Annotated in this window: 9 protein-coding genes and 1 pseudogene; 7 read left to right on the forward strand and 3 right to left on the reverse strand. The window is 48.3% G+C overall.

Going from position 1 to position 14,526, the window contains the following annotated elements; translation table 11 throughout:
• Window positions 1-89 precede the first annotated feature (89 nt).
• Window positions 90-542, reverse strand: coding sequence for a DUF1573 domain-containing protein (locus VFC92_00325; protein HZK06619.1), 453 nt, complete (start codon window positions 540-542; stop codon window positions 90-92).
• A 281-nt stretch (window positions 543-823) separates the two neighbouring features.
• Between VFC92_00325 and VFC92_00330 the strand changes: the two genes are divergently transcribed.
• The gene (locus VFC92_00330) at window positions 824-2,158 is read left to right on the forward strand and encodes a BamA/TamA family outer membrane protein (GenBank protein ID HZK06620.1); all 1,335 of its coding nucleotides are present in this window, start codon (window positions 824-826) and stop codon (window positions 2,156-2,158) included.
• 430 nt (window positions 2,159-2,588) lie between these two features.
• Window positions 2,589-3,569 carry a trypsin-like peptidase domain-containing protein gene (locus VFC92_00335; GenBank protein ID HZK06621.1) on the forward strand — a complete coding sequence of 327 codons (981 nt, stop codon included), beginning with the start codon at window positions 2,589-2,591 and terminating at the stop codon, window positions 3,567-3,569.
• A gap of 139 nt (window positions 3,570-3,708) precedes the next feature.
• Here the strand turns inward: VFC92_00335 and VFC92_00340 are convergent, their stop codons facing one another.
• Entirely contained in the window at window positions 3,709-6,519 is a 2,811-nt protein-coding gene (locus VFC92_00340) for a prolyl oligopeptidase family serine peptidase (protein ID HZK06622.1), read from the reverse strand.
• Window positions 6,520-6,950: 431 nt separating this feature from the next.
• Here VFC92_00340 and VFC92_00345 point away from each other — a divergent pair, with 431 nt between their 5' ends.
• The 5 genes and pseudogenes from VFC92_00345 (at window position 6,951) to VFC92_00365 (ending at window position 13,223) form a co-directional block, all read left to right on the forward strand.
• Window positions 6,951-8,897: an amylo-alpha-1,6-glucosidase gene (locus VFC92_00345; GenBank protein ID HZK06623.1), complete on the forward strand. Its 1,947-nt coding sequence runs from the start codon at window positions 6,951-6,953 to the stop codon at window positions 8,895-8,897.
• A 205-nt stretch (window positions 8,898-9,102) separates the two neighbouring features.
• Window positions 9,103-10,398 carry a glycosyltransferase family 4 protein gene (locus VFC92_00350; GenBank protein ID HZK06624.1) on the forward strand — a complete coding sequence of 432 codons (1,296 nt, stop codon included), beginning with the start codon at window positions 9,103-9,105 and terminating at the stop codon, window positions 10,396-10,398.
• 146 nt (window positions 10,399-10,544) lie between these two features.
• Window positions 10,545-11,723: pseudogene (locus VFC92_00355) on the forward strand (glycoside hydrolase family 57 protein).
• Window positions 11,715-12,104, forward strand: a complete 390-nt coding sequence (locus tag VFC92_00360) for a FliG C-terminal domain-containing protein (GenBank protein HZK06625.1) — start codon at window positions 11,715-11,717, stop codon at window positions 12,102-12,104. Before VFC92_00355 ends, VFC92_00360 begins: the two are co-directional and overlap by 9 nt.
• Window positions 12,105-12,233: 129 nt before the next feature.
• Window positions 12,234-13,223: a D-alanine--D-alanine ligase gene (locus tag VFC92_00365; GenBank protein HZK06626.1), complete on the forward strand. Its 990-nt coding sequence runs from the start codon at window positions 12,234-12,236 to the stop codon at window positions 13,221-13,223.
• Between the two features lie 32 nt (window positions 13,224-13,255).
• Here the strand turns inward: VFC92_00365 and VFC92_00370 are convergent, their stop codons facing one another.
• The gene (locus VFC92_00370) at window positions 13,256-14,494 is read right to left on the reverse strand and encodes a diaminopropionate ammonia-lyase (protein ID HZK06627.1); all 1,239 of its coding nucleotides are present in this window, start codon (window positions 14,492-14,494) and stop codon (window positions 13,256-13,258) included.
• Window positions 14,495-14,526 lie beyond the last annotated feature (32 nt).

The raw sequence follows: 14,526 nt of genomic DNA on the forward strand, positions 1-14,526 counted from the left end.
GTCTTCACTTGTGTGAAGACCGGGACAAATTTCAGCATTTTATTACGCTTGCAAGCGGATGTAAGAAAAACTAATATCCGCAAGTGGTATTAATTGCCACCCATTGGCTTTGCGTTTTCAGGAGGCGTTGTTTGTTCGGGCTGCATCACCTGACCGGTGACACGCAATACCACGTTAGAACTCTTGGCATTGCTCTGTACGGTAACTGTTTTGTTGATTTTACCGATGCGGTTGGTTTTGTATTCCACGTTGATAATGCCGGTTTGGCCGGGAAGGATCGGTTCTCTTGGCCATTTGGGCACAGTGCATCCGCAAGAAGAACGGACATTGGTGAGGATCAGCGGCTCTTTGCCCACATTGGTAAAGGTAAACTCGCAGTTGCCGTCGCCATTATAAGGAACGGTGCCATAGTCGTGAACGTTGTTTTCAAACTCAATTTCAGGTGCATTCGGGTTTTCTTGCGGTGCAGCCTGATCCGGTGCCTGCGCCATCGCGAAAGCGGCAAACATCAGCATTGTGAACATTAAAGCGATCTTTTTCATGTGTTTGTTGGATTTATGTTATTGACTGTTATTAAAATTTCTTTTTCAAAACTATGCTGACAAAAATAGGAAAGATTAACCGGCTCTCCGAAAATTATCATTTTATTTATTTAATAAAACAAAAATACCTTTCGTGTAATCTGAATATCATCACATTAAAGCCGTTTTTTCTTTGTTAACGAAATGTAAACTAAACATACTATTTTTGGCGCCATCAATCAAAACCAGACTTTATGTCGAATATGCAGATAAAAAGAATAAATGTTTTAATAACAATTTTATTGTCTTTAATAGCGGTTACTGCAAATGGGCAGAAAAGCATTGCCGATACTACCGTGATGCAGGATAAAGTAAAAACCGGCTGGAACTTTGGCTTGCTGCCGGCCATCTCCTGGGACAACGACCTGGGCTTTCAGTATGGCGGCCTGATCAATCTTTATCATTACGGCGACGGAGCTCGCTATCCACTCTACAACCATTCTATTTACTTGGAAGTGTCGGCATATACCCGTGGCAGTGGCATTTACCGAATGATGTACGACAGCGACCAACTGATAAAAGGCATTGGTCTCACCATCGACGTGAGTTATCTTCCCAACCAGGCCTACAATTTTTATGGCTGGAATGGCTACGAAGCGGCCTATCAGCCGGAGTGGGAAGATGATGGAGAGCCTGCCGAAATTTACCGGTCGCGTGTATTTTATCGTTATGACAATCGCATGTTTCGTTTCAAAACAGACGTAAACGGGAAACTATCCGGGAAGTTCCGTTGGCTGGCAGGCCTGCAGTATTACCATTTCGATATTGCAACAGTTGATGTAGATAAGCTCAACAAAGGCAAAAACGATGACGATAGACTTCCGCCCACCAGCGAGCAACCCGGACTTTACGATAAATATGTCGATTGGGGATTGATCCCTTTCGACGAAGCTACGGGCGGCAGCCTTGCGCTACTCAAGGGCGGCGTGATGTACGACAGCCGCGACAACAAACCCAACCCCATGCGCGGCATTTGGAGTGAAGCTGCAATCGAAGTTGCGCCCAAAGCACTGGGGACCATCAGTAAGGGTTATGCTAAACTTAGCATCACGCATCGCCAGTATTTTACAATTATTCCGCGCCAGCTCGCTTTCGCTGCCAGAGTATCCATGCAAACCACCGTGGCCGGACATACACCTTTTTATATGCAGCCGCTCATCATCACTTCGCTGCTGCGTGGCGCCACCGAAGAAGGGTTGGGAGGAGTGCGCAACCTGCGCGGCGCACCCCGCAACCGCGTGGTGGGAGATGGAATTGCATATGGAAATTTTGAGCTGCGTTGGAAAGCGCTAAGAGCCACGTTCTGGAATCAAAACTTTTACCTGGGCGTCAATGCTTTTGCCGACGCTGGGCAGGTAATCAAGAAAATAGATATCCGGGAACACGTGGAATCGCTGAAATTCCCCGATCAGGATGATTATTTCGATTTTGGGGCTGAGGGGTTGCATGTTACGTATGGCCTGGGAATCCGCATCGCTATGAATCAAAACTTTATCGTTGCCGCCGATTATGGCATCGCCGTCGATAAACGCGATGGCACAAGCGGTTTCTACATCGGGCTGAACTATTTGTTTTAAACAAATTTCAAACACGCACAACGGTTTGGATTTTTTGAATTTTGATCGTTGAGATTTATTTGGAATTGTTTACTCCGACTACTGGCGAATGCTTTATTGTCTTGTGGAATTTTTCCTTCTGGACGTTTGGACGAGGCTTCGGTGGCTGTGGTGGCTGTGGTGGCTGAGCTTGTCGAAGCCAGCTTGTCGAAGTCCTCGTCCACATTATTCTTACAGGCTTTGCCAGCTGAAGCAAATGGATAATGCAAGCAGGCAAAGCCTGCAAAAATAGATACAGCTTAGGTTGAGTTGGTTGAGCGTCGGCTGGTGAGCGGAGCCGAACCAAGTCGAAACCAGCGTTGGTTGGTGAGCGGAGTCGAACCAAGGAGTGGCAGTTGCTATATTGTCTTTTGGATTTTGTTAAAGTAATTTCATTAAAAGTAGAAATAGTATGTTCAAAACAAAAAACACCTCCTCTGATAAAAATGACCAGTCGCTGCTGGATAGTTATTCGCAAACCATTGTCGGCGTTGCACGTCGCGCTTCGGGATCGGTGGTCAACATTCGCATCACCAAAGAAAATATGCCACAGCCTGCCAACGCACCTCAGCCTTTTGGGGCGGGATCAGGTTTTGCAATAGCCGAAAAGGGAATCATCCTCACCAACCATCATGTGATACACCAGCACAAAGAATTGATGGTGACGCTACCTTCGGGCAAAATGCTTCGCCCGACGGTGATAGGCGTCGATGCAGCCACAGACCTGGCAGTTTTGAAAATTGACGACAATAGCCTGCCACCGTTATCCTTTGCTGATTCCGACAAACTGCAGCCCGGGCAAATCGCCATAGCAATTGGCAATCCGCTGGGCTTTCAGCATACGGTGACGGCGGGCGTGGTGAGCGCGCTGGGACGCAGCCTGCGCTCGCAAAGCGGCCGCATGATCGATGATATCATACAAACCGACGCAGCCCTGAATCCCGGCAGCTCCGGCGGCCCATTGATGGACTCTGCCGGAAATGTGATTGGTGTCAACACAGCCATCATCAAACAGGCCCAGGGCATCTGCTTTGCCGTTTCTTCCAACATGGCCAAATACATTTCCGAAACCCTAATCAACGATGGGAAAATTCGCCGCGCCTGGCTGGGTATCACAGCTCAAACCATCAGACTGCAACCGGAAATGATCAAAACACATGTTTTGAAGCAAAACTCGGCAGTATATGTTTCGGCAGTAAGCCAAGTGCCGGGTATCGACAACAGCGGGCTGCATAAAGGCGACCTACTGGTGGCAATCGACAGCCGGGCGATATCCTCCATCGACGATCTGCACAAAGCACTCACAAAGGAAACTATCGGAAAACCTTTATCAGCAACGCTGCTGCGCAACAACCAACTGATAGAGCAAAAGCTGGTGCCAGCGGAAATGTAAGTGGAAGGTTGAGGTGGTTGAGCGTCGGCTGGTGAGCGGAGCCGAACCAAGTCGAAACCAGCCTAAGCCGAACGAGGATTTATTTGGAACTGTTTACTCCGACTACTGGCGGATGCTTTATTGGCTTTTTAAAATTTTATTATTCCTCTTCCAACTCGTATCCTCTTTCGGTAGCCTTGTCGATGGCGGGCACGCCGTCTTTCATCCACACAGGTTCCGGCGCATCTTTTAGGTAGTGATCGAAAAACTGCATCATTCGTATGCTAAGATCTACACGATTGGGCCAACGGGTGAGATTGTGCTCTTCGTCGTTGTAGGTAAGCATCCACACAGGTTTTTGCAGTCGCCGTAAGGCCATAAACATTTCGATGCCCTGATACCACGGCACGGCACCGTCGTTATCGTTGTGCATGATGAGCAGCGGCGTTTCTACTTTATCAGCAAAAAACAGAGGGGAATTTTCTATGTATCGTAATGGCATTTCCCAAAGTGAACCGCCCAGCCGGCTTTGCGTTTTTTCATACAGAAACATTCGGCTCATGCCACTACCCCAGCGTATGCCGCCATAAGCACTCGCCATGTTGCTCACCGGAGCGCCCGCCATAGCAGCAGCATACAGGTTAGTTTGCGTCACCAGATAAGCCACCTGATAGCCGCCCCAACTCTGACCCTGGATGCCCATTCTATTGCGGTCGATGTAGGGAAATTGTCCAGCCATTGCCAACGTGCCGCTCACGATAGCATTTTCGGCACTTTGGCCCGGAAACCCGGTTGTGTAGGGAATGTCGGGTACAAAAACCACGTAGCCATTGCTCACGCACCATGCCGGATTGATAATAGAGCGGCTTGGAGTGACGTGATAAAAGCGATGAAAGTTGTCGGCATTGCGCTCGTAGAAATATGCCAACATCGGATATTTTGTGGAAGCATCCAGGTTTTCCGGGGTGTAAAGCAGGCCTTCGAGGGAATCACCATTGGCGGAGATCCACTGCACCTGCTGCACATCGCCCCAGCGCCAAGGTGCACGCTGACTATCGAGGTGGGAAATCCGCACAGGATTCTCAAAGTTTTCGTCACTGTAATAAAGATCGGGATAGAGATCGAAATCCGATTTCCGCCAGATCAGCGTTTTGGCATCGCGAGCCTGGCTCAGGTCGTCGAAGCTATACGGCTGCATAATCAGCTTGCGGGCTGCTGCAGCTTTTTCCGCTGTAGCGGAATAAAATCCACTTGCACGGCTCTTCAGGTCAAAAGCATAAAGCATCATTTCCTTCTCAATGTAATCCTGACGCCGGTCGAGTTTCCAATATCTAAACTGCAAATTGTTGTCACGCCCCACTCCATCGGTGATACGCACCGGCGCCTCTTTGCCACGCATATCGAAGCGCCAGATATCGTAGCGATCGTTGATGAGCACATATCGGTCATCTTTGGTAAAGCCTGCATAACCATAATTGCCCGGCAGTTGCGGCACATCGTTCAGCTCGTCGTAAAAAGCAAAAGGCAATGGTTTGGTAAGCGAACGGACCTCGTCGGTTTTCACATCGCGCAGGTACCAGGCCGAATCGGTGGGTGAATACCAAACGAAATATTTCCCTTCCGGCGAAAGCGCTACCGACGAAGAAGCTTTGGCCGTGAGCAATTTTTTGCTGCCATCGTTCACGTCGATGGTGTAAAAGTCGCGATAGAAACCATCCCACTGCGCCTCAATCCGATATGGTTTGTTAGAATAGCCCAGCACAAAAGGCGTTTTATCTTTTCCCGGAGTTGCTACATCCTGCACCAGCTCATCTGCGAGCTGCACCATGCGCCGGCCATCGGGATGCCACACAGCCAGGTAGCTGCGTTTGCGCTCATTGTCGACCATTTTCTTTTGCTGGGGCTGGATATAGTCGTCGCGCCAGTTCCAAACATCTACCAAAACTTTTTCGTCTTTGGGGACCGTATCTTTTGGCTCCGGCTCGTTTCGGGGAGCCGTACCGAAATAAAGCTGCGCTCCGTCACGCGTAAAAGTAGGCGCACGGTGCTCGCTCACACGCCATCCGGCAGTCAATCCGTCGGCAGCGCTATCTACAATGATGGCAGCCAGCGCTTTTTCTTTCTGCCAATATGCGAGGTCGAAATTTTTAGTTTTGGATGTGTCAGCCGAATAAACAAAAGCGAGTTGGTCTCCCTGCTCATCCACGGCCAACTGTCGCGCAAAACCTTGGCTGTTAAATAAGGTATCTGCAATTGCCAATTTTGGGTCGAACCTGAACACGCGCGTGCTGTCGATAGAATCGCTGGTGCAGGTAATGAAAGCAATCAGTTGTTCATTTCGCGAAAGCGAATAATCCGTCACATCTTCAAAACGGTACATGCTGTCGTTGGCCATATTGAGCAGTACCAGCCGCGATCCTTCGGCTTTTTTCTTTTTCTTTTTGCCACGAACCGGCTTTTCTTTTTCGGTTTTGGCGGTATCCGATTTATCGGTTGTATCTTTTACAGGCTGCAGCTTTTCATGCAGAAAAGCCACCCAATCGCCGCCTTCCTCCGCAACTTTAAACGATTTTACCTGCGCAAACTTACGCACCGGCACTCCCGGCGCAAAGATACCCAGCGAATCTTTGGGCAAATCATCCTTCTCTTTTTTGGCCAGCTTTGCTTTGCGCAATGTATCTTCAGTAGGTTTAATTTTAAAAACAATGTATTCCGAATTTCCTGCAAACCGGGCACCATAGCCACGCGCCACGGAATCGGTGGTTTGGCTTTTTGTATTAAAAAAATAGAGCATACCGTCGCCCTTGCCGGGATTTACTTCGTAGGTCACCCACTCTCCGTTTGGCGAGATGTTGGTTTTTTCGAGAACTTTCCACTTATCGTAAATGGTGTGATCAAGGGGTTGTTGCTGCGCATGCGCAATCATTACCAACATCGAAATAGCAAGAAAAGCAAAGGGTTTCTTAATCATAATATTCTATATTTTGAGGCCAAAAATAATTGAAATTTAGGAAAAACAGTAAGCCGGCTCGCTACTCAGTTAGTAAAAGTCAGATGAGTTCTGATTTTATGAATGTAGCATCATAAGTTTTCGATCTAATATTTTAATTGGTGGTTGTAATAGGCACAGCCTATAAGAATAGAGTGGATGAGGCTAAGCCTCGCCCAAATCGCGAAACTGTGATTTGAGAACGATTAGTAAAATCCATCAAATACACTTCTGATTCACAATTGCTCCGAGCGCCAGTACTTCGTATTTTGCGCCCTGAGGCACGCGCCACGCACATCATTTGTTAATAAACCTAAAAAATTACTGTGCCAAAAGGAATTAATTATCTTTGATTTTTCATTTTACCAACGAAAAATTAAACCCAATTTATTGATAACAAACACATTGTCATCATGGCTTACATTTATTTCGATAAAGAGCAGCTGATCAACCTGGAGTATTGCCTCAAGCGGGAGTGGCTGCGCACCAACCGTGCAGGGGCTTATTCGGCGAGTACCATCGTCAACTGCAACACACGCAAATACCATGGATTGCTGGTGGTTCCGCAGCCACATTTTGGAGATACGCCGCATGTGCTGCTCTCGGCACTGCACGAAACTGTGATACAGCACGATGCCGAGTTCAACCTGGGAATTCACAAATACCAAAACAACGTTTACCATCCCAAAGGTCATAAATATGTTAGGGATTTTCAGGTGGATCCGGTGCCGGTAATCACCTATCGCGTCGGTGGTGTGGTGCTAATGAAGGAAATCGTGTTTTCGTCGAACGAAGAGATGGTGATGATTAAATATACGCTCAAAGAAGCACACTCTCCTACTACATTGCGGCTCACGCCATTTCTGGCTTTCCGGCAAATCCATGCACTCAGCAATGCCAATAACGATGTGCTTACAGATTATCAACCGGTGCCACACGGCGCTGCTTTTTGCATGTATCCGGGTTATTCCACATTATTTTTACAAACGTCAGTAGAAAATAAATACACACACCAGCCCGACTGGTATTACAATGTGGAATACACGCACGAAAAGCTGAGAGGGTATGACTATTTGGAAGATCTGTATGTGCCGGGGTACATGGAGTTTAAACTTAAAAAAGACGAGAGCATCGTCCTCTCGGCCAGCATCCGGCAGATAAAACCCAAAGCTCTTGAAATGAAATTTGCTCAGGAGCTAAAAAGCCGCTCCGCCGCCACCGACTTCCGTTCGGCACTCGAAAACACCGCGCAGCAGTTTGTCATCACCAAAAACGACAAACCCGAAATAGTGGCCGGCTACCCGTGGTACGGCTTGTTGGGGCGCGACACTTTTATGGCTTTGCCGGGCTTGCTGCTCACACGCGGCGACACCACCACTTATCTTCGCATCATCGACAATATGATTGCCCGCATGAAGGGAATTTTCTTCCCGACCGCCGTGCTCGACACACATACGGAGTATCATTCGGTGGACACGCAGCTTTGGTTTTTCTGGGCTTTACAAAAATATGCAGCTCATACACATCAGGAGCTGAACCTTTGGCAGCAATACCAGGAGGTGATGAAGAATATTTTGAACGCTTACGCCGAAGGAACCTGGTTCAACATACGGATGCAAAGCAATGGACTGCTCGCCGCCGGAGAAGAGGGCTATCCACTTACGTGGATGAACGCTGTGGATGAGGGACGTCCCGTTACGCCTCGTGCCGGTAATCCTGTGGAGGTAAATGCACTGTGGTACAATGCGATAATGTTTGCTTTGGATTTGGCGAAAGCCGCCGGCGATAAACCCTTTATAAAAAAGTGGATGAACATCAGCCATCAGATTAGGATGGCTTTTGTGGAAAACTTCTGGAGTGAAGCAAACAGCTACCTGGCCGACTTCACCAGTGCTGATTTCAAAGACTTCTCGGTACGTCCTAATATGCTGCTGGCTGCAAGCCTTCCGCACTCGCCGCTCGACGAGCTGAAGCGCAAAAAAATCCTCGATATCATCGCCCGTGAGCTACTCACCCCGCGCGGTTTGCGCACCCTCTCGCCCAAACATATTCGCTACAAAGGCGTCTATCAAGGCAACAGCCAACAACGCGACGAAGCCTGCCATCAGGGTACGGTGGTGGCGTGGCTCGCAGGACATTACGCTGAAGCCTACCTGATGCTTTACGGAAAGAGTGGCTTGCCAGTAGTAAAAAACATTTTTAAATCTTTTGAAGAAGAAATACAGAAATCCGGATTGGGCTCCATCTCCGAATATTTTGACGGTGACCCACCCCACGATTCTGCCGGCGCAACGCACATGGCCACCGCAGTGGCCGAATTGCTGCGCATCGATCAAATGATAAGACAGGTGGAAAAGTAAATTTTAAATTATAAAACTCAAAAGACAAAGGATAAAAGACAAATAAATCTCAATATTTGAAATCCGAGAAATCGTATTTCAGAATTTACTTGAAAATTGAAATTTGTATTTTGGGATTTTATTTGGAATCTGGAATTTGCAATTTGGAACTTCTTAATGGGTTTCAAAAGCGTAAAGTAAATGCATTAAATAAGAATTATTGTTCATGAAAATACTCATGTTTGGCTGGGAATTCCCACCACATATCACCGGCGGACTAGGAACCGCCTGCTACGGACTCACCCAGAGTCTGGCGGGCGAAGGCGCCGAAATCATTTTTGTAGCACCCAAAGCTTACGGCGACGAAGACCAGTCGGCAGTAAGGCTGATGGGCGCTTCCGACATCGAAATTGACGCCTCTGATCCCGACACCATCGAATTTTGGAAACGTGTGACTTATCTCGAAATCGGTTCTAACCTAATCCCGTACGTAACTCCTGAAGCATTTCGCCGCATCGTGGAGGAACAACAGCAGCAAAAAGAATCCACCGAAGACCTGGTACTTAAAACGAAATTCATCTTTAACGGAGGATATGGCGCCGACCTTCTAGCCGAGGTGTCGAGGTATGCTCTGATTGCGGCAGGTCTGGCAGGTAAACAACAATTTGACGTGATTCATGCACACGACTGGCCCACCTATCCGGCAGGAATCACTGCCGCCACCATCAGTGGAAAGCCACTGATAGTGCACGTGCACGCTACCGAATTTGACCGCTCAGGGCCCAACATAAACAAGGAAGTGTACGACATCGAACGGCGTGGAATGATAGCTGCCGACCGCGTGATAGCGGTGAGCAACTACACCCGCAACACCATCATCGAAAAATACGGCATCGCACCGGAAAAGGTGGTGACGGTACACAATGGCATTGCAGCAGCAACAAATTACACAGGAAATAAAACGCGCCATCTGAAAGAAAAAATAGTGACTTTTCTGGGGCGTCTCACGCAACAGAAAGGACCCGAATATTTTATAGAGGCAGCGCACTTGCTGTTGCAACACAGCGACAATGTTCGTTTTGTAATGGCCGGCTCCGGCGATATGCTCCCCAAATTGGTACGTCAGGTGGCACGGCTGGGGATTGGTACACGCTTTCATTTTACGGGCTTCCTCGACGAGCAGGAGGTGCAGCAGCTTTTTGCCGTAAGCGACGTCTTTGTGATGCCATCGGTATCGGAGCCTTTCGGGCTGGTACCTTTGGAAGCTATCCGCGCCAACGTGCCTGTGGTTATCTCGCGGCAGTCGGGCGTATCGGAGGTACTCGACCATGTATTGAAAGTAGATTTCTGGGACGTGGATGCTTTGGCCGACGCGATCCATGGCTTGCTCAGCTATAATTCGCTGGCAAATGAATTTAAAAAACATGGCAAAAACGAAGTGAACCAACTGAATTGGGATAATGCTGCGCGCGAAGTGATGAAAGTGTACGAGGATGTTGTCGCCGTAAGTCAACTCACCTGAGGCAGCCTTGATATTAACAATTGAAAAACTGTAATCCGAGACAAAAAAATGGGTTAAGAAATTATTAAACTTCAATCAGTAGAAAATAAGTAGCGTCTTAAATCATTGAAGTGCGCTGGCATTCATACTATATTTTTCAAAAATTTATGAGATCAATTTGCTTTTACTTCCAGGTTCACCAGCCTTACCGGCTGCGCACGTATCGCTTTTTCGAGATGGGTCACGAGCATCATTATTACAATGATTTCGAGAACAAGCACATCCTGAACCGTGTGGCACAAAAATGTTATCTACCCATGAATGAGCTGCTGCTGAGCCTGATTAGCCGCTACGGCGATAAATTTAAGGTAGCTTTTTCTATTTCGGGAAGTGCCCTCGAACAGTTCCGCGACTATGCTCCCGAAGTAATCGAGAGCTTTGCGCAACTGGCACGCACGGGCAACGTGGAGTTTCTTGCCGAAACCTACGCCCACTCGCTGGCTTCGCTCAAAAGCAAAGCGGAGTTTGGACGGCAGGTAAATCTACATCGCAAAACCATCGAAGAACTCTTTGGCCAAAAGCCGACAACTTTTCGCAACACCGAATTGATCTATTCGGACGAAATCGGCGAAATGGTGTACGACCTGGGCTTTGACACCATGCTCACCGAAGGCGCCAAACACGTACTTGGATGGAAGAGCCCCAACCACCTCTACAGCAGCGTCCACAAGCCGGAGCTTAAAATTCTATTAAAAAACTTCAAACTCTCCGACGACCTTGCCTTCCGCTTTTCGCAACAGAGCTGGAAAGAGTGGCCACTGACACCTGAAAAATTCACCGGCTGGCTTGCCAAAACCGACAAAACCGACGAGGTGGTAAATCTTTTTATGGATTACGAAACCTTTGGCGAGCACCAATGGCGCGAAACCGGCATCTTTGACTTTATGAAAACCTTGCCGGAAAAGGTTTTGAAAAACACCGATTTTACTTTTCGCACACCGTCGGAAGTTTCCAAAATTTTGCAGCCTGTGGCAGCGATTCATGTCCCCTACCCCATCTCCTGGGCCGACGAAGAGCGCGACCTCACCGCCTGGCTGGGCAACGAAATGCAGGACGAAGCCTTCGGTAAACTGCTTGGCCTCGAAAACAAAATCGATCACTGCAAGCAAACTGACATTTTGCGCGACTGGTACCGCCTGCAAAACAGCGATCATTTTTATTACATGTGCACCAAATGGTTTTCGGATGGCGACGTGCACAAATATTTCAACCCCTACACTTCGCCCTACGAGGCTTTTATCAATTATATGAATGTGCTTTCTGATTTTACTATTCGTGTGGATAAGCAATGCGGGGCACAAAACGTTGAAGAAACTGCAGATGGAAAATCTTATCGGCAAGCAGAGCCGGAGAATGCAGATGCCGGCGGCGCTAAAAAACAAACCGACGAACGTGACCGGAGCAGTGATTTTTCATTTGAACATCTTAAAGATATTTCCAATGAAAAGCTGAAAAAACTCCTAAAAGACATCGATGCCGAAAACCTGGCTTATGCGCTGCGCGATGCTGGCGAGGACATTCGCGACCGCGTGCTGCCCAACCTCACCAAGTCGGCACGCCAGGAATACGATCAGATGATGGAGAAAATGAAGAAGATCAAAAAAGAAGACATCGCCCGTGGCCGCGAAAAGATTGCGCAAGCTTTCAGCCGGCTTTTTAATTCATAGTTTTTTCAGATAATCAATCTTAAATTTCACTTTTGAAAAGATAAAATCAGATGCTGCTATCCGAGAGCTGCATCCGATGCTGTAGCAGCATTTTGTTACATTTGCGCACTTAAAAAATTGATTGCTGTGATGACAAAAAAAACGATAGCCGTTATTGCCGGTGGCGACTCAGGCGAATATGATATTTCGATAAAAAGCGGCGCTGTTGTGGCCGAAACGCTCGATACCCAAAAATACGATGCCTTCCTGATCCATATCCGCGGAAGCGAATGGTTTTACCAAAGTGGTGAAGAAAAGATTGCTATTGATAAAAATGATTTCAGCCTTTTGCTGCCTGGTGGACGCATCCATTTCGACTGTGTTTTTTGCGCCATCCACGGCACTCCCGGCGAGAATGGGCGTATGCCGGCTTATTTTGAGATGCTCGGCATCCCTTTTACTGCTTCAGGTTCGTTGATCTCGGCGCTCACGTTCAACAAAAATTACTGCAATCGTGTGGTTGCTTCTTACGGCGTGCTTACAGCGCGTTCTATTCATCTTTTTGCCGGAGATCAGGTGGATGCAGATGAAATTTTGCAACAGCTCACCCTTCCGGTTTTTGTAAAACCCAATGCCGGTGGGTCGAGTGTGGGGATGAGCAAAGTAAAGCTTGAAGAAGAGCTCTTGCCTGCCATCAAAAAGGCTTTTGCCGAAGACACCGAAATACTCATCGAAGAATATGTGGAAGGTCGCGAGCTGACCTGTGGCGTGTTTCGCAATAATGGGGAGCTGCTGGTGCTGCCGCTGTGCGAAGTTGTGAGCAAGAATGATTTTTTTGATTTTGAAGCCAAATACAATCCATCGCTTGCCAGTGAACTGGTGCCGGCACCTATTCCCGAAGAACTGGCAGAGCGCATCGCCGACATTTCGCAGTTTGTATATCAAAAGCTCAATTGCAAAGGTGTGGTTCGTGCCGACTATATTTATTCCGCGAAAAGCGACCAACTTTATTTTATCGAAATCAACACAGTTCCCGGCCTCACCCGCGAGAGTATCGTGCCCAAGATGGCGGCCGCAGCGGACATCTCCCTTACCGGGCTTTTTACCATGCTCGTCGAGGAAACACTAAAAGATGAGTGATGAGCGGTGAGCGCTGCATTTTTTCGCTTTCGCTAAATATTCTCTTGTTTTTCCGGTAACGGAAATCTTCCATCCCACACTATCTTCAAATAATCCTCCGGATCGGTATCGCCTTCGGTATTAAGAAGCAAAACCTGCGAATTTTTATCCAAGCCAAGCTTTTGGCGCAAAGCCTCATATTCAGGTTCCATTATCGTCAGCAGTGCTCCGAGTGTTACCGCGCCCGACTCACCCGAAATAACGCGCGGGTCGTTGCCGGCAGGAGCGCCATACACGCGCATTCCGCGTGCGGCCACATAATCGGGGCAGGTTACGAAAACATCTGCGTAATCGCACAGGATGTTCCATCCCAACGGACTGGGATCACCACACGCCAGACCTGCCATGATAGTGTTTAGGTCTCCGGGAAAGCTGTGCGCCTGACCGTCGGCACTGCGGCATGAACTAAACAGACAGGCTGCGGCTTCTGGTTCTACCACCACAAAACGGGGTGGAGCTTCGTAATAAAGTTGCTTAAAAAAGCCCACTACGGCTGCTGCCAATGCTCCCACACCGCCTTGCACAAAAACGTGCGTTGGTTTGCTGATATGCATAACTTTCATCTGCTGCTGTGCCTCGGCAAGCATGGTGGTGTATCCCTGCATAACCCACCGTGGTATCTCTTCGTAGCTTTCCCAGGAAGTATCTGAAATCACCTGCCAGCCATTTTTTTCGGCATCAGCACCTGCCTGTCTCACGGCATCGTCATAGGTTCCAGGCACGACCACTACGCGCGCTCCCTGCCGGGCTATGGCGTCGATGCGCCCGCGGCTGGTAAGCTGATGCACGTATATAATGGCCTGATACCCCAGCTCCCGTGCAGCCCACGCCACCCCAATACCGTGGTTGCCATCGGTGGCAGCTACAAAAACGTATGGTTCAGCATTCGCATACAAGTTTGTGCTGCGAATTTCATCAAAAGTGAGCGGCTGACCGTTCGCGTGTATCTGCTGCAACCGTTTGTAAATTGCATAGGAGCCGCCAAGCACCTTGAAAGCATTCAAACCAAGTCGCAACGATTCGTCTTTTACAAGGATATCTTTTACACCGGCTTTGTCAGCAAGCACCGAAAGCCGTTGCAGCGGAGTTGACGCAAAGCCGGGAATCTGATGGTGGAATTTCTGTGCTTCTTCAGCGGCATCAGCAGGAAATAAAGTGTCGAGCACTTTTCGATCGGCTGGGCGTGTCGCAAGATTATTGGCAACCCATTGGAGGGCATGAGAACTTTTCATTGGATTTTTCTGTTTTGTTTTGACCGGCAAAG

The sequence above is a fragment of the Bacteroidales bacterium genome (genome assembly GCA_035647615.1).
In the GTDB taxonomy this organism is placed as follows: domain Bacteria; phylum Bacteroidota; class Bacteroidia; order Bacteroidales; family 4484-276; genus SABY01.

Excerpts from the sequence above, each read along its gene's own strand:
- VFC92_00340 (HZK06622.1), bottom strand. The coding sequence starts at position 6,519 with ATGATTAAGAAACCCTTTGCTTTTCTTGCTATTTCGATGTTGGTAATG.
- VFC92_00345 (HZK06623.1), top strand. The coding sequence starts at position 6,951 with ATGGCTTACATTTATTTCGATAAAGAGCAGCTGATCAACCTGGAGTAT.
- VFC92_00325 (HZK06619.1), bottom strand. The coding sequence starts at position 542 with ATGAAAAAGATCGCTTTAATGTTCACAATGCTGATGTTTGCCGCTTTC.
- VFC92_00350 (HZK06624.1), top strand. The coding sequence starts at position 9,103 with ATGAAAATACTCATGTTTGGCTGGGAATTCCCACCACATATCACCGGC.
- VFC92_00335 (HZK06621.1), top strand. The coding sequence starts at position 2,589 with ATGTTCAAAACAAAAAACACCTCCTCTGATAAAAATGACCAGTCGCTG.
- VFC92_00365 (HZK06626.1), top strand. The coding sequence starts at position 12,234 with ATGACAAAAAAAACGATAGCCGTTATTGCCGGTGGCGACTCAGGCGAA.
- VFC92_00370 (HZK06627.1), bottom strand. The coding sequence starts at position 14,494 with ATGAAAAGTTCTCATGCCCTCCAATGGGTTGCCAATAATCTTGCGACA.